Source organism: Niveispirillum sp. (genome assembly GCF_017996735.1).
GTDB lineage: Bacteria > Pseudomonadota > Alphaproteobacteria > Azospirillales > Azospirillaceae > Niveispirillum.
Genome location: NZ_JAGOGJ010000085.1, coordinates 11,300 through 30,425 on the forward strand (window position 1 = coordinate 11,300; position 19,126 = coordinate 30,425).

16 protein-coding genes and 1 tRNA gene are annotated in these 19,126 nt (G+C 65.5%); 10 read left to right on the top strand and 7 right to left on the bottom strand.

The window, feature by feature from the left end:
• Nucleotides 1–9 precede the first annotated feature (9 nt).
• On the bottom strand, nt 10–3,567 hold the full coding sequence (locus tag KBA48_RS22220; protein ID WP_292910484.1) for a response regulator: 3,558 nt from the start codon (nt 3,565–3,567) through the stop codon (nt 10–12).
• A 246-nt stretch (nt 3,568–3,813) separates the two neighbouring features.
• On the opposite strand from KBA48_RS22220, the gene KBA48_RS22225 reads away from it, so the two are divergent.
• Both KBA48_RS22225 and KBA48_RS22230 read left to right on the top strand, forming a co-directional pair.
• The gene (locus tag KBA48_RS22225; protein ID WP_292910486.1) at nt 3,814–5,865 is read left to right on the top strand and encodes an MHYT domain-containing protein; all 2,052 of its coding nucleotides are present in this window, start codon (nt 3,814–3,816) and stop codon (nt 5,863–5,865) included.
• A 2-nt stretch (nt 5,866–5,867) separates the two neighbouring features.
• A complete protein-coding gene (locus KBA48_RS22230; protein WP_292910526.1) occupies nt 5,868–6,941 on the top strand; it encodes an HD domain-containing phosphohydrolase in 1,074 nt (357 codons plus the stop codon).
• Nucleotides 6,942–6,959: 18 nt separating this feature from the next.
• Here the strand turns inward: KBA48_RS22230 and KBA48_RS22235 are convergent, their stop codons facing one another.
• The 3 genes from KBA48_RS22235 to cutA form a co-directional block, all read right to left on the bottom strand.
• Nucleotides 6,960–7,529: a manganese efflux pump MntP family protein gene (locus tag KBA48_RS22235; protein WP_292910488.1), complete on the bottom strand. Its 570-nt coding sequence runs from the start codon at nt 7,527–7,529 to the stop codon at nt 6,960–6,962.
• A 282-nt stretch (nt 7,530–7,811) separates the two neighbouring features.
• Nucleotides 7,812–9,050 (bottom strand): MFS transporter, encoded by a 1,239-nt coding sequence (locus tag KBA48_RS22240; protein WP_292910490.1) that lies wholly within the window; start codon nt 9,048–9,050, stop codon nt 7,812–7,814.
• A gap of 16 nt (nt 9,051–9,066) precedes the next feature.
• A complete protein-coding gene (cutA, locus tag KBA48_RS22245; protein WP_292910492.1) occupies nt 9,067–9,402 on the bottom strand; it encodes a divalent-cation tolerance protein CutA in 336 nt (111 codons plus the stop codon).
• Nucleotides 9,403–9,613: 211 nt separating this feature from the next.
• Here cutA and KBA48_RS22250 point away from each other — a divergent pair.
• Nucleotides 9,614–9,690 (top strand) — tRNA-Pro (locus tag KBA48_RS22250).
• 76 nt (nt 9,691–9,766) lie between these two features.
• Here the strand turns inward: KBA48_RS22250 and KBA48_RS22255 are convergent.
• Complete coding sequence (locus KBA48_RS22255; RefSeq protein ID WP_292910494.1) at nt 9,767–10,651, bottom strand: exonuclease domain-containing protein; 885 nt, start codon at nt 10,649–10,651, stop codon at nt 9,767–9,769.
• Nucleotides 10,652–10,654: 3 nt separating this feature from the next.
• Nucleotides 10,655–12,850 carry a YdbH domain-containing protein gene (locus KBA48_RS22260; RefSeq protein ID WP_292910508.1) on the bottom strand — a complete coding sequence of 732 codons (2,196 nt, stop codon included), beginning with the start codon at nt 12,848–12,850 and terminating at the stop codon, nt 10,655–10,657.
• 111 nt (nt 12,851–12,961) lie between these two features.
• Between KBA48_RS22260 and KBA48_RS22265 the strand changes: the two genes are divergently transcribed.
• The 7 genes from KBA48_RS22265 (at nt 12,962) to KBA48_RS22295 (ending at nt 18,926) form a co-directional block, all read left to right on the top strand.
• Entirely contained in the window at nt 12,962–13,558 is a 597-nt protein-coding gene (locus KBA48_RS22265) for a peptidylprolyl isomerase (protein ID WP_292910510.1), read from the top strand.
• Between the two features lie 107 nt (nt 13,559–13,665).
• Nucleotides 13,666–14,145, top strand: a complete 480-nt coding sequence (locus KBA48_RS22270) for a peptidylprolyl isomerase (RefSeq protein ID WP_292910512.1) — start codon at nt 13,666–13,668, stop codon at nt 14,143–14,145.
• 100 nt (nt 14,146–14,245) lie between these two features.
• On the top strand, nt 14,246–14,629 hold the full coding sequence (locus KBA48_RS22275) for a DUF6157 family protein (RefSeq protein WP_292910514.1): 384 nt from the start codon (nt 14,246–14,248) through the stop codon (nt 14,627–14,629).
• Between the two features lie 90 nt (nt 14,630–14,719).
• Complete coding sequence (locus KBA48_RS22280) at nt 14,720–15,475, top strand: ABC transporter ATP-binding protein (RefSeq protein WP_292910516.1); 756 nt, start codon at nt 14,720–14,722, stop codon at nt 15,473–15,475.
• The gene (locus KBA48_RS22285) at nt 15,472–17,001 is read left to right on the top strand and encodes a hypothetical protein (RefSeq protein WP_292910518.1); all 1,530 of its coding nucleotides are present in this window, start codon (nt 15,472–15,474) and stop codon (nt 16,999–17,001) included. The genes KBA48_RS22280 and KBA48_RS22285 overlap by 4 nt, the downstream gene beginning before the upstream one ends.
• Before the next feature lie 57 nt (nt 17,002–17,058).
• A complete protein-coding gene (locus tag KBA48_RS22290; protein ID WP_292910520.1) occupies nt 17,059–18,120 on the top strand; it encodes an Ada metal-binding domain-containing protein in 1,062 nt (353 codons plus the stop codon).
• Entirely contained in the window at nt 18,117–18,926 is an 810-nt protein-coding gene (locus KBA48_RS22295; protein ID WP_292910522.1) for an isocitrate lyase/phosphoenolpyruvate mutase family protein, read from the top strand. Before KBA48_RS22290 ends, KBA48_RS22295 begins: the two co-directional genes overlap by 4 nt.
• On the opposite strand, the gene KBA48_RS22300 is transcribed toward KBA48_RS22295, so the two are convergent.
• Nucleotides 18,895–19,126: hypothetical protein (locus tag KBA48_RS22300; RefSeq protein WP_292910524.1), on the bottom strand; the 232-nt coding region annotated here is incomplete at its 5' end. The two genes, KBA48_RS22295 and KBA48_RS22300, sit on opposite strands and share 32 nt — an antisense overlap.

Here is a 19,126-nt window from a genome sequence, read left to right on the forward strand (position 1 = left end):
CCGGTCTGGTCAGGCCGTGCCGTCCGCCATGCCAGCCAGATGGGTCTCCACCCTACGCCAGGCATCCGGCGACACGGCGGCCAGGCGTGTCGACAGCGCTGCCGCTGCCGGCTGGTCGCCATCCATCAGGCTGATTTCGATCCGGGAGGCCAGATGTTGGACCTGCCGCAGCCCCAGATTGCCGGCCAGGGCGATCATGGAATGCGCCTCGCGCCGAAGCTGATCCCATGCCTCTTCCCGAAGCAGGGTGGCCATCCGGTCAGAACGCTCCCGACCGGTGGCAATGAAGCGCGTCATCAGTTCGGCGAATTCCGGGCCGTCGGTAAAGGTCCGGAGGCTGGCGATGACACTGCTGTCCAGAACGGGCAGTTCATTAATTTCCATATCGGGTTCCACAACTAAGCTTGCATCGGTGTTGCACGTGGCAGCGGCATCGGTGCGGGCGCCGGTCCAGCGCGCCGCCGCCTGCAGCAGGGCTTTCGGTTCATAGGGTTTGGACAGATAATCATCCATGCCGGCCTGCAGATAGGTTTCACGCATGCCGACCATGGCATTGGCCGTCATGGCGATGATCGCGGCCCGGTTCCTGGCGGTCTGGCTTTCCTGTATCCGGATCAGGCGCGTCGCCTCGATGCCATCCATGCCCGGCATCTGCACATCCATCAGGATCAGATCGTAGCGGACAGCCTCGGCGGCAGCGATGGCACTCATGCCGTCATCGACAAGATCGACCGAATAACCGTCGCGTTCCAGGATCAAGCGCGCGACATTCTGATTGACCCCGTTATCGTCAACCACCAGCACCCGGTGGCCCTTGCCCTGTCCCGTCGTCATCGGTTCGACAAAGGTGCAATCGTCGCCGCCGCCGGGCGCAAACATCCGGCCCAGAACGTCGCGCAGATCGGCTTGTCGTGCCGGCTTGCCGATTACGGCATCAAACAAGTCCGCCGCCGGATGCTGTGCATCCAGACCGCCGGTCGAGGAAACCAGCACCAGCTTGAGCCCCGCGAAGCTGGGATGACCGCGCAACCAGTTGGCCAGGATGTCGCCGGACATGCCCGGCATGGCATGATCGATCAATGCGACGGTCGGGCAACACCCCTCGCGCAGGCATCTCTCCAGTTCGGCAAGGGCGGCCGCGGCACCGTTGACGGCCGTCACCCGCAGCCCAAGCCTTTCCAATTGTCGCGTCAGGATACGCCGGTCGGTTTCGACGTCATCGACAAGCAGGACCGGCAGCCCGCTCAGCCGTTCCAGGATGTTCTGACGGCTGGGCGGCGGCGCGATGGCGACCGGCAAGGCGATGTCGAACCGGAAACAGCTCCCCTCCCCAACCCGGCTTTCCACCTGGATGGCCCCGCCCATCAGATCGACAAGTTGCCGGCAAATGGCAAGGCCCAGCCCCGTCCCGCCAAAACGGCGGGTAATTGAATTGTCGGCCTGGGTGAATTTCTGGAACAGCCGGCCAATCTGTTCCGGCGCCATGCCAATACCGGTGTCGGTCACGGTGAAGCAAAGGCGGACCATATCCGGCACCGTCGCCCTGCCGTCCTCCACGGTCCGTACACCGATGGAAATCCGTCCCTCCTCGGTGAATTTGACGGCATTGCCCACCAGATTCAGCAATATCTGGCGAAGGCGCGCCGGATCACCGCGATAGGCGCGCGCCGCCTCCGGCTGGATGTCGGCGATCAGCGCCACACTCTTTTGCCGGGCGCGGGGGGCCAGCAAGGCCACAACCCCATCCATGATCTCTTCCAGATCGAAATCGATCTGGTCCAGCTCCAGCTTGCCCGCCTCAAGCTTGGAGACATCAAGAATGTCGTTGATCACGAACAGCAAGGCGTCGGCGCTTTCCCGGATCGTTTCGGCAAACCCACGCTGTTCCTGGGAAAGCGGGGTATCCAGCAACAGACCCGTCATGCCGATGATGCCATTCATCGGCGTGCGCACCTCGTGGCTCATATTGGCCAGAAATTCGGATTTGGCCTGGTTGGCCCTTTCCGCTTCACCGCGCGCCGCTTCGGCTGCACTGGCGGCCGCCTCGGCGACGCGGCGGGCCCGATCCAGATCGGCGGCCAGGGCCTGCAGACTGTCGGCCTGTTCGCCCAACCGGTCACGCGCCGCGCGCAGTTCCTGTTCCTGGGCCACGCGGTCGCCCACGTCACGGGTGGCCGACACGATGCGCTGTCCGGCCAGCGCATCGGCCGCCAGCGCGAAGGCCGTTTCCACCCAGATCCAGCGACCATCGCCATGGCGCAGACGATAGGTAACCGGCGCGCAGGGCATCCCGGCCAGCAGCATTGGCAATATCCGGTCCATCACGGGCAGATCATCGGGATGAACCCTGTCCTGCGGCGCGCCGCCGACCAGTTGTTCCGGCGCCTGGCCCAGCATCCAGGCAGATGTCGGCGACACATAAAGAAAGGTGCCGTCAAGCGCATGCAACGCCACCACATCGCTTCCCTGTTCCGAAAGAAGCCGGTATTGCGCGTCGCGCGTGGCCAGTTCGGCGGCCTGACGTTGCAGGTTGGCCGCCATATCATTGATGGCATCGGCCAGAACGCCGATTTCCCCCCGCGCGGAGGCGGCCCGCAATCCCAACTCCCCCCGACCCAGGCGCCGAACGGTGGCGATCAGGTGGTTCAACGGGCCCAGCACGCTGCGTGCGATACAGAAATAGATGACCATCATGGCCAGGAACGACACCGCCAGCAGCATGCCGATATTGCGATGGAATTCGGTGGTGGCCGCCGCCAGGATGTCGGCGCGCGGATAGGAAACGATGATACGCACGTCACCATCGCCCAACGGCACAAAACCCATCAACCGTTCGACCTTGTCGAAGCCGGGCCCGACCCAGGAACCGGTATGCTGGTCCAGTGCGGTCCGAATGAAGGGTATATGCGCCATGTTCTGGCCGTTGACACCAGCCGCCGCCGGATACCGCGTAATGACGGTCCCATCGCCATGGACGGCAATCAGCGTGGCACCCGGCGCCACCTCCAGCAACCGCCCGGCAATACCATCCAGCCAGTCCAGCGACAGACCCGCCAGGGCTACGCCAACGACGGTCCGGTTCTCGGCAAAGATCGGCCGCGCATAGACCATGATCGGCCGACCCGTGGCGCGGGAATGGAGATAACCGCTGATCGCCGGTCGCCCCGTGGCCAGAACCTGCCGGAAATAGTCGCGATCGGCCAGATTGATCATCTCATCGTCAGGTGCGGTGGAACAGGCGATCTTTCCATCGGGCCGTGCGATGAAGATATTGGAAACCCAAGGCTGGGTCCCCTTCAGCATCCGCAAATCATCGCTGCAATCCGCCCCCGTACGGGGGTACACACGCGTCGCCGCGATAGCCACCAGCCTTTGCAGATTCGCCATCAGATCGGCTTGCTGGCTTGCCGCGACATGGGCAATATCCTGGGCGCGGGCCAAGGCCTGGGTCTCGGCTTCCATGCGACGTGAACGGTTTTCCATCACCAGTAGAACCGACACGGCAAGGATCACCAATGCCAGCAGCAGGCCCAACCTTCCCCGCAACGACAACGACGGCAACCGCATAACGCCCATAATCCCGCAGAGGGCAGCCCTCGGCCACCCCGGAACCTGAGAATACGCTGCGATGTGTGGGCACACAGATGTGCATTGGGATAGATGCGGGCCGGCAACATTGGCGTTAACCGGCCCGTCAGAACCCTCCACAACTAAAGGCGTATGACGTAATTCATCGTTGCTTTTAATCTTTCCGACGCCGAACGATTCCGATAATCCTTTCGTCTCAGGACCGCTCCAGGAATCGGAACGCGTATGGAAATTCTTGGATTGTGCTTCACCAGCTCAGATGGTGCTGCAACCGGTCATGATGCTTGGCTGGTCATACTCTCCTACCTGACCGCAGCCTTTGCGTCCTATGTCGCGCTCGACATGGCCGAGCGGCTTAGACATGCAGATGGCAATTTACGGTGGGCCTGGCACGGTGCCGCTTCCGTTGCCTTGGGCGGCGGTATCTGGGCCATGCATTTCCTGGGCATGCTGGCATTTCAGTTGGAAGCGCCTTTCGCCTTCCATGCCGGTCTGACGGCGCTGTCCCTGGCCGTTCCCATTCTGGTGGTTGCCGTGGGGCTGTGGCTGGTGGGGCGCGGTATCAGCCCGCTCCGGCTACTGGCGGCCGGGGTGATCGTGGGTATGGGCGTTGTGGTCATGCACTATACCGGGATGGCCGCCCTCATGCTTCCCGGCCGCATCGGTTACAAGCCCGGCCTTTTCAGCCTGTCGGTGTTGATCGCGCTGGTGGCGGCCACGGTTGCCCTGTGGTTGGCATTGACGCCCCAGCGTTTTGGTTTGCGCGTCCTGGCCGCGCTTGTGATGGGGATCGCCATCTGCGGCATGCACTATACCGGCATGGGCGCGCTGGTCGTAACCCTGGACCCCACCGTGGCGGGGGTGCATGAAGGCATCCCCCGCACCATTCTGGCCGCCGCCGTTGCCGCCGCAACCTATGGGCTGCTGGTCCTGGCGCTGGTTGCAGGCATCGCCGACCGTCGTATTTCGGCCGCCGCCGCGCGGGAGGCGGACCAGTTGCGACGTTCCTTCCAGGCATTGGGGGAGGAGATGCAGGCCCGCCGCCGCATGGAGGCGGAGCTTGAACAGTCCAAACTAGCGCTGGAACAGCGGGTGGCGGAGCGGACCGTCGACCTGGAGGAAGCCCGCGCCCGCGCGGAAGCGGCAAGCCAGGCGAAATCCGATTTCCTGGCCAGCATGAGCCATGAGCTGCGCACGCCACTGAATTCCATCATGGGCTTTGCACAATTACTGCTCTACAACCGCGCCAAGGAGCCCCTGACCACCAAGCAGGAGCGCGCCGCCACACAGATCGAAAAGGCCGGGACACATCTGCTGCGCCTGATCGACGAAGTGCTTGACCTGGCAAAGGTGGAAGCGGGGCGTCTCTCCCTGTCGCTGGAACCTGTGGACGCGGCATCCGTGATCCGCGATGTGGCCAGCCACATGCAGCCCGTGGCTGATGGCGCCAACATCATCCTGGTGCTGGACATCGCGGCGGGGGGAACCAGTGTTGTCGCCGACCGGACGCGGCTGGTGCAGGTGCTGAGCAATCTGGTCAGCAACGCCATCAAATACAATCGCTCGGGCGGCAGGGTCACCCTGTCGGCCAAGCCGGGGCCGGACGGGCGCGTTACGCTATCCGTATCCGACACTGGCCTTGGCATCCCCGCTGACCGGATCGACCAGTTGTTCCAGCCATTCAACCGCCTTGGACGCGAACATGGCGCGGTGGAAGGAACAGGCATCGGCCTGACCATTTGCCAGCGGCTTGTCCAGGCCATGGGCGGCTGCATCACGGTGGACAGCACCGAAGGAAGGGGCAGCCGGTTCCAGTTCGACCTTCAAGCCGCCGCTCCCGCCGTGTCACTCGACATGGTGCGTACCGCCACACCGCAAAGGGACGGGGCGCAATCCGCCGACCGCACCATGCTGTATGTGGAGGACAACCCGGCCAACATTCAGCTTATGCGCGATCTGATCGACAGCCTGGGGGGCTTCCGCCTGCTGGTGGCGGCCGATCCGGGCTCCGGGTTGCAACTGGCCCGCACCCACCTGCCAGACATCATCATTCTGGATATCAACCTGCCCGGCATGGATGGGTTCGAGGTTCTGGCCCGGCTGCGGGCCGATCCGGCGACGGCGCCCATTCCGGCCCTGGCCCTGTCGGCCAACGCCCTGCCGCGCGAAGTTGAACGCGGCAAGGCCGCTGGCTTCCACCGCTACCTGACCAAACCGTTGCGTGTACCGGAATTCCTGGCTGCCGTAGACGAGGCGCTGACCGGAAGGGCGGCGTGAGCATGACGAATTCCGCCATGACCATGGAAGAACAGCAGCGGCACGCCCATATTCTGGTGGTTGACGACCTGCCGGCCAATGTGGAACTGCTGCTGGGCATGCTGGAACTGGCAGGCTTTGAGAATGTCAGTTCCACCACCGACCCGTTCGAAGGGTTGGCAATGGCCGAAAGGCAGTTGCCCGATCTGGTGCTGCTGGATTACCGCATGCCGGGTCTGGACGGTCCGGGTTTCATCGGTCGGTTACGGAGCCTGCTGGACGCCGATATGCCGCCCGTGCTGGTCGTCACGGCCCAGAATGACGACGCCTCACGCCGACGCGCGCTGGAGGCGGGGGCCCGTGATTATGTCACCAAACCCTATGCCTTTTGGGAGTTGGAGGCACGCTCGCGCAACCTTCTGGAACTGCATCTCCTGAACAAGGCGCAGCGCCAGCAGACCGAGCTTCTTGAGCGACTGGTCAAGCAGCGCACGGCGGAGCTGGAGCGCACGCGGGCAGAAATCATCACGCGCCTTTGTTCGGCCGGAGAGTTCCGGGACGAGGATACAGGCCAGCATGTCACCCGCATCGGCCGCATGGCCGGTCTCCTGGCCAGCCTTGCCAAGTTGCCGCCCCCCCTGTCGGCAAAGATCGCCTCGGCCGCCCCCCTGCATGACATCGGCAAGATCGGCATCCCCGACCGTGTGCTGCTGAAACCGGGCAAGCTGGACGAAGATGAATGGGCCATCATGAAGGGGCATGCCCGCATCGGTCAGCAATTGCTGGCCGGCAGCGGCTTGCCCCTGCTGGACCTGGCATCGGAGATTGCCGGAACCCATCATGAGAGATGGGATGGAAGCGGCTATCCCAACGGGCTGGCCGGCACCGACATTCCGGTCAGCGGCCGCATCGTCGCCATATGCGATGTTTTCGACGCGCTTCTGTCGCCCCGGCCCTATAAGCGCGCCTGGGCCGTGGACGATGTCGTCACCTATATGCGGGAGATCGCGGGCGCCCATCTGGACCCGGATCTGACCCGGCTGTTCATCGACAATCTGGACCGGATGCTGGCCATCCGGGCGGAACTGGCCGATTGAGGCGAAGGGGGGGGGCGATCACGCCCCCAGATGCTGCACCAGGATCTTGGTTCCCAGCAGCACCAGCCCTGCCCCGCCAATGCCCACGGCCCAGCGACCCAGCAGCGGCCCCACGGCCCGGCCCAGCAGGACGCCGATGGTGGACAGGCCGAACGTGACAAGGCCGATGACCACGGCGGACGCCAGAATCGGCTCATCAAAGAAGGCTAGCGGCACCCCGATGGCCAGTGCGTCGACCGATGTCGCGAACCCGGCCATGAACAGGGCCGACAGGGTCAGGGTCACGCCGGAGACACCATCCGCATCCTCGCCCTCACCTTTCCATGCCTCCCACGCCATCCGGCCGCCGACAACCGACAGCAGGACAAAGGCGATCCAGTGATCGACGGCGGCCACGATGTCGGCAAAGGCCATGCCCAGCGCAAAGCCGATCAGCGGCATCACCATCTGGAAGGCGCCGAAAACCGCCCCGACGGTCAGGGCATGCCCCATATGGGGACGGCGCAGGGCGGCCCCCTTGCCCAGGGCGGCGGCAAATGCATCCATGGCCAGGCTGAAGGCCAGGGCGACGGTGGTGGTGGCGATCAAGATCAGTACTCCGGGGGCCGCGAGCAGCGATGAACGCAATCCACCCCCCGGTCCCAGACGGGGTGATTGCGCCATCGGTCTCGTCGAACGGGCCTTCCGGCCTGTCGCCCGTGCCACGGGGCTTGCGCCCCAAGTCTGTTGACACGGACACCACCGGCTGTGCCGGTGGCGGACTACTCCCCAATTGACGGGCGCGGTATAAGGCCCGGCACGTCCCCCCGTCAAGCGGTCAGAACCGCGCACCCCGACCAACCAGGGTCCGATATCGCGGTTGCGATGGCATCAATCATCGCCACCCGATGCCAGGGCCAGCTTGGCGGGATCGGTGACCGGCTGTTCCTGCCCCTTGTCGTCACGCGGCAGCAGCATGGCCGCGAACAGCACCAGCGCCGACAGGACCGCCAGCACTGCGAACACCATCTCCGGCCCCGCCGAATGGCCATAGGCCCAGGCCACCAGTTGCACCGCAAGCGGTGCCATGCCGAAACTCAGCACAAATTTCGAGCCATAGGCGATGCCGCGATATTTCGCCGGCGTGAAACGGGCCAGCAGCAGGTTTTCGGCCGGAATCTGCACATTCATCAGCGTGACCAGGAAAGCCGCCAGGAAGACCGACGACCACCCCATGAACTGCATGGCCACGATATAGAACGGCACCTGCAGCAACGCACAGCCCATATAGAGCCATTTCACCGGAAACCGGTCGGCCAGGACGCCACCCAGGAATTGCGGAATGGCGCCGGCCAGGAAGACCATGGTGACCAGACCGCCGACCCCCACCACACTGCCCGACATGTCGGCGCCCACGGCCTGTTCGAACCATTTCGGCGCCACGGTCAGCAGCGACTGAAAGATCATGCCGCCGCACATCATGGTGACCGACATGATGATGAAGGCACGCACGATCTCGCCCCGCGTCGGCGCCTGGCTTTTCACCATGTCGGCCTTGCGGTCTACGATCCGGCCACTGGCGATATGCAGGGCCAGCGCGGCGCCGAACAGCAGCGACACGATGCCCGGCACCAGGAAGGCGGCATGCCAGCCCCAAAGCGCGGTCAATCCGCCCGCCACAACGCCGCCGCCGGCAACACCGATACTCCCGAAAATGCCCAGGATACCCATGGACCGGCCCCGGTTCTCCGCATTCTTCATGGTCCAGGAAATGCCGACCGGGTGATAGATCGACCCACCCAGCCCGATGACGGCCAAGGCCCACATCATCTGGTCCGGCGTGTCGGACAAGGCGGCCCCCAGGGCGCCGATCCCCGACAGCAGAAACATCAGGACCATCATCCGCGAATCCGACCAGCGGTCGCCCAGCCAGCCCGCAAGGGGGGCGCCCAGGCCCACAAGCAGCGAACCGACCGTCCAGAGCGTGATCAGATCCTGGTAATCGGCCTGCCATTCGCGGGTAAGTTCCAGCACGACGGTGAGATACAGCACCGTCATGATGTGCATGGTGGCGTGGCCGATATTGGAATAGGCCAGGGACAGGCGGGCGGAAGTACGGACGTCGGTCATCACCGCGTCTCCTTATTTATACGGTGGGCCGGCCGGCGCTTTCCGCCGACAGCCAGGCCAGATAGCGCGGCAGGCCCGCCGTGACGGGCAAGGCCAGGATGCAGGGCACTTCGTAGGGATGCAGTGTACACACCCGGCTCGACAGCGCGTCGAACCCGCTGGAACGGCATTTCAGGATCAGTACGCATTCCTGCGCAGATTCCACTTTCCCCTGCCAGCGATAGAGTGATTCCATGCCCGGAATGATATTCGCGCAGGCGGCAAGCCCTTCCTCCACCACCGTGCGCGCAATGGCGTGGGCCACATCGCGATCGGGTGTGGTGACATAGACAAGACTGATTTCGGCGTCCATCCCCAGGGTTTCCTTGATGTTCAGGCCCGGATGCTATCCGACCCGACAGCCCCCGTCCCCCGCTGCGGCGCGGGCGCAGACCCGCGTTGCGGACAAGGCAGACAGAAAAACGCATTTTCCCCGACACAAACGTTGCATCCCCCAAATGTCGTGTCTATAGTCCGCGCCCGAACGACGGACGGCCCAAACCGGTCGGCGTTCATCGAGAGGTCGGAGCGTGGCGCAGCCTGGTAGCGCACTAGACTGGGGGTCTAGGGGTCGCAGGTTCGAATCCTGTCGCTCCGACCATCTCTCGACAACCCGATCAACGGGTTACGCGAAAAGCCGCCGTCAAGAATGACGGCGGCTTTCGTGCTTCCGGGCCTTAGCCGATCCCCAGCATCGCCATGAACTCCGCCTCATCCACCAGGGTTGGCCGGCCGTAGCGCCGCTGCCGTGCCTGGGCGGCCGTCAGTTTGGTCTTGCCCGGCGACAGACCGACCACCAGCCAATCCGTATCCTGCCGCACATAGGCCTGGAACGTCCCCCCTGCCCGCCCGATGGCACGCGCCGCGTCTGGGCGGGAACAGGCGACCAGCGTACCGGTAATGGCGAAATTCTGGCCATCCACACGACGCGTCGGGGGTGGCAGGGACGCGACGGCAGCAGACCGGCCCAATGGGGCGGAAACGGGGATTCCAGGGCGGCGAGCCCCGACACCCAGCCTTTCCGCCGCCTCCGCCACCGTGGCGACACCCTGCATTTCCGCCACGTGCCGGCCGATCGCGGCACAGGCGGCGGCATCGCTGCCGGCTTCGTGATGGTTCAGGGACAGGCCCAGATGATGCGCCACAATATTCAGCTTATGGCTGCGCAGATGTGGAAAGGCGGCACGCGCCAGATCCACAGTGCAGATAAAGCGCAGTGACGGAACGGGCAGCCCCGCCGCCAGAAGACAGGCGGTCAGGACACCGGCATCGAAACTGGCATTATGCGCCAGCAGTGTGGCCCCTTCCAAACGGACCGACAGGTCGGGCCAGATGCCGGCAAAATCGGGTTCGCCGGCCACATGTTCGGGGCGGATGCCATGGACGGCGACGCAGAAGGGCGAAAAGCGTGCCGGTTCCGGTCGGATCAGGCGGCGGAAGATGGGGGCGTCGGGCCTGAAGACTTCGGCCACGCCAACAGCACAGGCGCTGTCGCGCCGTTCATTGGCCGTTTCAAAATCAATGGCCAGTTCAATCACGCCCTTGCCCCCTCTGCGCCTCACCTGTCAATCCCGGCGCGCCTTGAATGCCGCCATCGCGGCCGCGATGCCGGCCGGCAGCGTCGTTGGTACAGCAGCGGCCGGTGCCGGGGCCAGCACCAGATTGATGGGCATGGCATAGCCGCCATAGAGCGACGGATTCGCCCCGTCCAGGGCCAGCGCCGTCCCCCGCCCGGTGAAGTTCAGTTCCAGGCTGCGGAACCGGTAATCAGTCAACGCCCGGGCCAGCAGGGCCAGATTGTCATTGCGCCGGGGATCAAGCCAGGCCAGCGGGGAATCGCCCCGCAAAGCCAGCCGGCCGGGCGCAACGGCGCGCAAGGTGGCATCGCCGGTCGTCGCACCCTCCGCCGTGATTCGTACCGGTATCGATCCGATGACCGTTCCCTCGGCCTCCAGGTCCGTTACACCCAGGGTGGACAGGATGTTGGGCAATGGGGTTGCCGGAAGCTCAAGACGCAAATCCAGATAATCATTGCCGATCCGGAATGATGAGGGCGATATGATCACGGATTGCCCCGCCCAGGTGAACGGGGTCGGAGCCAGGCGCAGCAAACCATCGCCCTGCAATGACAATCCGACGCTGCCACCTGTCAGCGCGATGCCGGGATCAAACAGACCGACCGCGATGGTCTGGGCCGGCATGGAAAGCGGCGACAACCGATCCAGGCGTACGACACCGTTGATGCCGGCCAGATGCAGGCCGGGTAAAACCACCCCGCCATCCTCCACCAGGATATCGGCGGCGCCTTGCGCACCGGCCTCCCCCCAACGGGTCGACAAGCGGGCGGCGATGGTCCCGGTCAGGCCGGATGGCAGAGGCGCGCCAGGAAAGACCCGATCGACATCGCCCGGACCAAGACGCAACGGGGCCAGCCGCACCAGGGCGTTACCACCCCCAGCCACCATGTCCACCGATCCCGAAAGCCGGGCATCCGTGTCCGTCACGGCCGCCTGCCATTCCAGGCGAAGGTCGTCGCCCGGCTGCCCGCGCAGTTTGGCCATCAGGGTGGACGGTGCCAGCCAGGGCAACCGCAGGCCGGCCGCCCGCAAATCCAGGTCCAGCGGCAGCGCCGCGCGACCCGTCAGCGACAGGCCATTGGCCCGCAAACCCAATGTCGGCATCAACAGGATGCCCGGCGGTTGATTCAAGGTCGGGGCCAGCCACCAGTCGCCATCGATGCGCCGCGCCATGGCCGATAGTGACAGGGCATTGTCGCGCGGCCCCCGGCCGATACCAATCCCCGTCGCCTCCAGACGCAGCAGCACCTCCGGCCAGAGCCGTGGATCCAGTGACGGGACAACACCCTGCGCCGACAGCGACAGGATCAGTGGTCCGCCGGCAAGGCCCGGTTCCGGCTGGTTCAGGCGCGCCGCGAAGGCGGACAGATCATCGACCCGCAACCTTGCATCCAGCCGTTGGCCGGCCGCTCCGTCGGCATCCAGAAGGACATCCAACCGGGCAACACCCTTCCATTCTAAAAGGCCGCGCCCCTGCCCCGGCTTCCAGTTCAGGGTGAAATCGGGCAGACCTTGCGGCAGGCCGGCGGCCGTCACATCCACCTGCCCCGTCCATTCCCCGGTCGCCAGACGGCGGAAATTGCCCTGCCCGCCCAGTCGCGGCCCGTCGGCAACTGGCGACAGGCCGAAGGCTGCAACCGACAATATCCCCTGACGCCATTGCGCATTCAGGGTGGCGGGAACCGATACCGGACCAACGGCAAGCGCCCCCTTGCCGTCCAGGCGCCAATCGCCGTCAACCGGCGTCAAATCCGCATCCAGGGTCAGGGGCAGCGCCCCCAGCCCGCCCGGCAGTTCCAGCCGCAAGCGGGTATTGGCGAGCCGGACCGGCCCGTCCAATGGCATGTCTGGAAGCCTACCGCCCCCCGACAGGGACAACGGCCGTGACAGGTGCAGCCCCTTGATGGTGAGGGACGAAAGCCGGCCGGCCCAAAGGCCGGCGGGGGTGAACGTCGCCTCGAATCCGTCCGCCCCCTCTTCTCCCCCCAGGAAAAAGGCACCGGTGGCGTTGCCCCAACCCAGATGATCGATCGCCAGTTCCGCCTGTGGATGGCCCATGGACCGCAGTTGCGCCGTCCAGCGGGCGGCGACAAGGCCGGGCAGCATCAGCCAAAGGACCACAAGCCCGGCCAACAGGGCGATACCGGCACCGGCCAACCATTCCTGACGTCGCAACCTGCGCAATCCCCACCCCTATCGGCAATATTCGCCGCCCGATGCGGAACACCACATCTTTCCATGCAAGGATGCGGCCGGTATCGTGGCACGCGCAACGCCGGAGAGATGATGCCGCCCATGCTTTCACGCCTTCTGATCCTGCTCTGTCTATTGCTGGCCGTTCCCGTGGCGGATGCCGCGCGGCCGCCGGTCAATCCCGATGACACGCTGGTCATGGAATTGAAGAGCGGCACCGTGCTGATCCAGATGCGCCCAGATCTGGCGCCCATCCATGTGGCGCGCATCAAACAACTGGTGCGACGCGGATATTATGATGGCGTGGCGTTCCATCGCGTCATCGCCGGCTTCATCGCGCAGACCGGCGACCGCAGCGGCACAGGGCGCGGGGGCACGGGCCGCTGGCTGGACCTGGAACCCAGCAAGGAACCGCATGTGCGCGGGGCCGTTTCCATGGCACGCGGCCTGAACCGCAACAGCGGCGACAGCCAGTTCTTCATCCTGACAGGGCAGGACGCCTCTCTGGACGGCAATTACACGCTCTGGGGCCATGTGATCAAAGGCCTGGACCTGATCGACAAGCTGAAGGCCGGCGACAAGAAAAAGGACGGTTATGTGAAGGAGCCGGATCGCGTCATCAGTATGCGCGTACAGTCCGATCCGCCGCGCCCGCCCAAGCCGGCACCCCCGGCAAAGCCGGCCGCCCCGCCGAAATAGCGGGTGGGCCATCCCCCTACCCCTGTTCCCATCCGCAAAACATCCCGTTATGGTGCCCGTCGATATGCAACCGAGAACCGGGGCAACCGGTGGCAAGGACGACTGACATGGATCTGGAAAACACCCTCTATCTCGACCTGGCCGGCGGCCGCGTCACCATCCAGTTGCGCCCCGATCTGGCGCCCAAGCATGTGGCCCGTATCAAGGAACTGGCCCGCGAAGGCTTCTATGACGGCCTGACCTTCCATCGCGTCATCGAAGGCTTCATGGCCCAGGGCGGCTGCCCCGATGGCAATGGCATGGGTGGTTCCGGCCAGAACCTGCCGCAGGAATTCTCGCGCGAGCCGCATGTGCGTGGCACCTGCTCCATGGCCCGCGCGGCGAACCCGAACAGCGCCGACAGCCAGTTCTTCATCTGCTTCGCCGATGCCCGTTTCCTGGACGGCCAGTACACCGTCTGGGGCAAGGTCACCGACGGCATGGAGCATGTGGACGCCATCAAGCGCGGCCAGGGCCGCAATGGCGAGGTCCGCGACCCCGACCAGATCATCAAGTTGGCCGTCGCCGCCGACGCGGACGCCGCCTGAGGCTGTCACAGGTTTGGGTGAAGTCCGGAACGCCGCCGCTGGGAAACCACGGCGGCGTTCTGCTATTCTGGCGAGGGAACCACCGACCCGGGGCGCCCCCATGCACAGCACCAACTATACCAGCACCCTGATCACCGTTTCCGCCGATTGTCCGGTTACCGGGGCCACGCCCCCGGCCAAGCCAGGTACCGTGGCCGAACGGCAATTCGCCCTGCTGGCGGCCCATCCGTATCGGATGACATCGGACGACCTGCTGCTGGCCGTGGAAAACGACCGGAAAGGTCCCGTCACGGCGGAAGCGTTTTTCGCCAAGCCGCAAGCCTGCCTGCGTGCCTCTCCGCTGGTGAAGAAACACGGATATGGCCTGCATCACGATACCAACGGGTGCGTGGCGCTGGTTCCCATGGAATCGGATGATTATGCCCGGTTGCTGGCCGATATGTCGGTCACAAAACGGCCGGGGATGCGGAGTTCACGGGCGTGACGTCAACTCGCAGAATTAGCGAAAGGCTTCATTCGACCTGGAATATTTGTTAACTATAAGTTCCCTTCGGCATTACCCCGGACGTGACGCATGAACCCGCCTGCCCCCGCCCTGGAAATCCGCGGATTGCGCAAATCCTATGGTGAGAAGGAGGCGGTGAAGGGCATTGATCTGACGATTCAGCCCGGTGAATTCTATGGCCTGCTGGGGCCCAACGGCGCGGGCAAGACCACGACGCTGAAGATGGTTGTCGGACTTCTGGCCCCATCGGCCGGCCATGTCAGCGTGTTCGGCGTCGACAATGCCGCCGATCCGGTGGCCGCCAAGCGGCAGATCGCCTGGCTGCCGGACGAACCTATGCTCTATGACAAGCTGACACCCGTCGAATATCTGGAATTCGTGGCCGGTCTGTGGGGCATTGATGCACGCACAGCCGCCGGGCGGGCGGAGGAGTTGCTGACCCGGCTGGAGCTTTACGACCATCGTAACGAACGCTGCGAGGGTTTCTCGCGCGGCATGAAGCAGAAGGCGGCACTGGCCGGCGCGTTGATCCATGATCCGCGCCTGCTGATCCTGGATGAACCGCTGACCGGTCTGGACGCCGCCATCGCGCGGCAGGTGAAGGATCTGCTGGCCGAACGCGCGCGGGCCGGATGCACCATCATCCTGACCACCCATATCATGGAGGTGGCGGAACGGCTGGTGGACCGGATCGGCATCATCCAGCATGGCCTGCTGCTGGCCGAGGGCACCCTGGCCGAACTGCGCCAGCGACATGGGCGCGACGGCGCGTCGCTGGAGGAACTGTTCCTCGACCTCGTCTCCGGCAAGGCGGTGGCGGCATGATCGCGCTGAAGCCGGGCGGCCTGCCCTGGCTGCTGCGCCATGAGTTGCGGCTGGCGCTGCGGACCAAGAAGACGGGTCCCTGGGCCTGGGCCATCCTGATCGTGGGCATCCTGTTCCTGCATGGTGTCGGGGCGCTGTCCATTTTCGGCTTTTCGAAAATGCAGCTTGCACCAGAAAAGGTGCAGATGATCTTCGGCGGCATGGGCATGTTCTCCGTCGCCATCATGCTGGCCGCATCGCTGCAAATGACGGTGAACGCCATCTACACGCGGGGCGATCTGGACCTGCTGCTCTCCTCTCCACTGCGGCCGGGGACGATTCTGCCCGTGCGCCTGCTGGCGGTGGGGCTGGCCGTGATGATCAGCAGTCTGGCCATGGCGGCCTGTTTCATGAACCCCGGCGCCGTGATGGTGTCGGCGCGCTGGCTGGTCGGCTATATCACCCTGCCGGCGCTGTGCATGCTGTCGGTGACCCTGTCCTTCCTGCTGGTCCTGGCGTTGGTGAAGCTGGTGGGGGCGCGGCGGGCACGCACGGCGGCGCAGGTCCTGGGCGGGGTGATCGGGATCGGCGCGGCCCTGGCCGCCCAGATCCCCAACATGAACAGCAGCGCAGACCACGCGACCCAGGCCAGGAATTTTCAGGCCATGGCCGCCCTTGGCGACCATCCGGCCATGCTGCCGCTGCGCTGGCTGGGGGCCGCCATCACGGGTGAACCGGGACCTTTCCTGGTGCTGCTGCTGGTTTCGCTGGGCGGCTTCGTGCTGGTCACCACTCTGCTGGGCCCCGCCTTCGTGCGCAGCGTGAATGCCGCCGCCGGGGCCGATGCCACCCCACGCCGCAAGCTGGCGGACAAGGGTCCGTTCACCATGCGCATCCGGGGCACCACCGGCACAATCCTGTGGAAGGAATGGCGCCTGATCCTGCGCGATCCCAGCCTGCTGACCCAGGTCTGTTCCATTCTGTTGGTGGCCGCACCGGTCGTGCTGCCCAGCATCGGCAAGCATATCGACACGGCGTCGGGCGAACAGATGGCTTTCGGCTGGATGGGCGTGGTGCCCGTTGCCGGGCTGCTGGCCGGCGCCCTGGTCTGGCTCGCCTTCGCGGGTGAGGATGCGCCCGACCTGCTGGGCACCGCGCCGGTGCAGGCCCGCCGCATGCTGCGCGACCGGTTGCTGGCCGCCGCCCTGCCCGCCCTCGTGCCGGCCACGCTGGTCTGTCTGTATGTCGCCCTGTCCACCCCGTGGTCGGCGCTGCTGCTCTGGCTGGTGACCCTGCTGTCGGTCACGACGTATCTGGCCATGGACATGCGGCAGGGGCCGGCGCTGGGCGGGCGCAAGGCGTTCCAGAAACGCTATCAGAGCAATGTCATCGCCCTGTTCGGGGAGATGCTGCTGGGCTTCGTGCTGTTCGGCCTGGGCTGGCTGATGCTGAAATTCCTGGCCCCGGCCTGGGCCGTCTCGCTGCTGCTGGTCCTGAATGCCGGCGTACTGACGGGGCTGCTCTGGCCGAAACGGGCGTCGGCCTGACCGTCCATGTCCGAAAACCGCGAGCCGTGAGCGACCGCCCGTGGCAGGATCATGGGCATGGACACGCTCGACCCCACCGCCTGCTACCGCGCTGTTGAAACCAGGGATGCCCGCTTCGACGGGCGTTTCTTCACGGCGGTGCTGACCACCGGCATCTATTGCCGCCCCATCTGCCCGGCCCGCACGCCCAAGGCGGAAAATTGCCGCTTCTATCCGACCGCGGCGGCGGCACAGGAGGCGGGGTTCCGCCCCTGCCTGCGCTGTCGGCCGGAAGCGGCTCCCGACCTGGCCGTCTGGCGCGGGACCTCCAACACCGTTTCACGCGGGCTGGCCCTGATCGCGGAGGGGGCGCTGGACGGGGATGATGCCAGCGTCGATGCCCTGGCCAGCCGTCTGGGCGTGGGCGAACGGCAATTGCGCCGCCTGTTCAAACAGCATCTGGGCGCCAGCCCCATTGCCGTGGCCCAGACCCGCCGCGTGCTGTTCGCCAAGCAACTCCTGCATGAAACTGCCCTGCCCATGGCGGAGGTGGCCCTGGCATCAGGTTTCGGCAGCATCCGCCGCTTCAACGAAACCTTCCAGTCACTTTATGGCCGAGCCCCGCGCGACCTGCGCCGACAGGCCCTGGCATCGGACCGGGCAGAGGGCAGCGTGGCGCGGGATGGGGTGGTGCTGCGCCTGCGCTATCGCCCGCCACTGGACTGGCCCGACCTTCTGTCGGCCATCGCGGCGCAGGGTGATCCCGCCGAGCAGGTAAGCAGCTTTACATGGCGGCGGACCTTGCCCGATGGCGATGTCACCGTGACCGCCATTCACGATGCCAATGCCTTGCAGGCCGTGATCCGCATCGCCGACATCCGGTCCCTGTCCGGCATCGCCGCGCGGCTGAGGCGTCGGTTCGACCTGTCGGCGGACATGGCGACCATCAATGCGCATCTGGCGCAGGACCCCGCCCTGGCCCCGCTGGTCGCGGACCGGCCCGGACGGCGCGTAGCGGCCCCGTGGGACGGGCCGGTCCCGATTGATGAGGGGGAGCGACGATGGCACCCCTGGGGTGCCTATGCGCGCCGTCACCTGAACCTTCCCGACTTCCCGCTTTCCCTGGATAAGGCATCATGAGCATCACGCAGTTCGAGACTTTCCACGCCCTGCACCGGGGCGACAGCCCGCTGATCCTGTGCAATGTCTGGGACGGGGGCAGTGCGCGCATGATGCGCAGTCTGGGCGCCAAGGCGATCGCCACCACCAGCGCCGGTCTGGCCTGGGCCCTGGGCGTGGCCGACGGCAACAAGCTGCCGGTGGACCTGCTGCTGCACGCCGCCGCCACCATCGTGCGGGCCGTGCCCGACCTGCCGGTCAGCATCGATATGGAAGCCGGTTACAGCGATGATCCCGCCGCCGTGGCGGATCTGGCCCGGCAGATATTGGCGACCGGTGTCGTGGGCGTGAATATCGAGGATGGGGCGGGATCGCCTGACCTGCTGGCCGCCAAGATCGCCGCCATACGGGCCGCCCTGGGACCCGGTCTGTTCATCAATGCCCGTACCGACGTCTATCTGCGCGGCTTGGCCCCAGCCGGGGAACGGGCGGCGGAGGTGGTACGGCGCGGCGCCCTTTATGCGGCGGCGGGTGCTTCCGGCCTGTTCCCCGCCGGCGTGACCGATCCACAGGAAATCAAACATATAGCGGATAATATTAATGTACCGCTTAATGTCATGGCCCGCCCCGGGCTGCTGCCCGCCGCAGATCTGGCGACCTTGGGCGTCAGGCGTCTGTCAGCGGGATCTGCCCTGCCGGAACAATTGTGGGGGCGCGTGGCGGCCCTGGGGGGCGCCTTCCTGCGCGACGGCATCTCCGACCCGATCTGCGCCGACCCCATGCCCTATGGACAGATCAACGCGCTGATGGCGGGGGCGCCGGCCTGAATTCAGCCGCCAGGGTCAGCATCCGGTCCCGCGCCTCCGCCACGGCGGGGCGCGGCGTGCCGGTACGGGTGACCAGATGATAAAGATAGGGATTGGGCACCCAGAGCGGGCTGACCGGCACCAGCCTGCCATCAGCCACCCAGGGATCGCCCAGGGGCGACCGCAGCATGCCGATGCCCAGCCCCGCCTGCAGCGCCGCC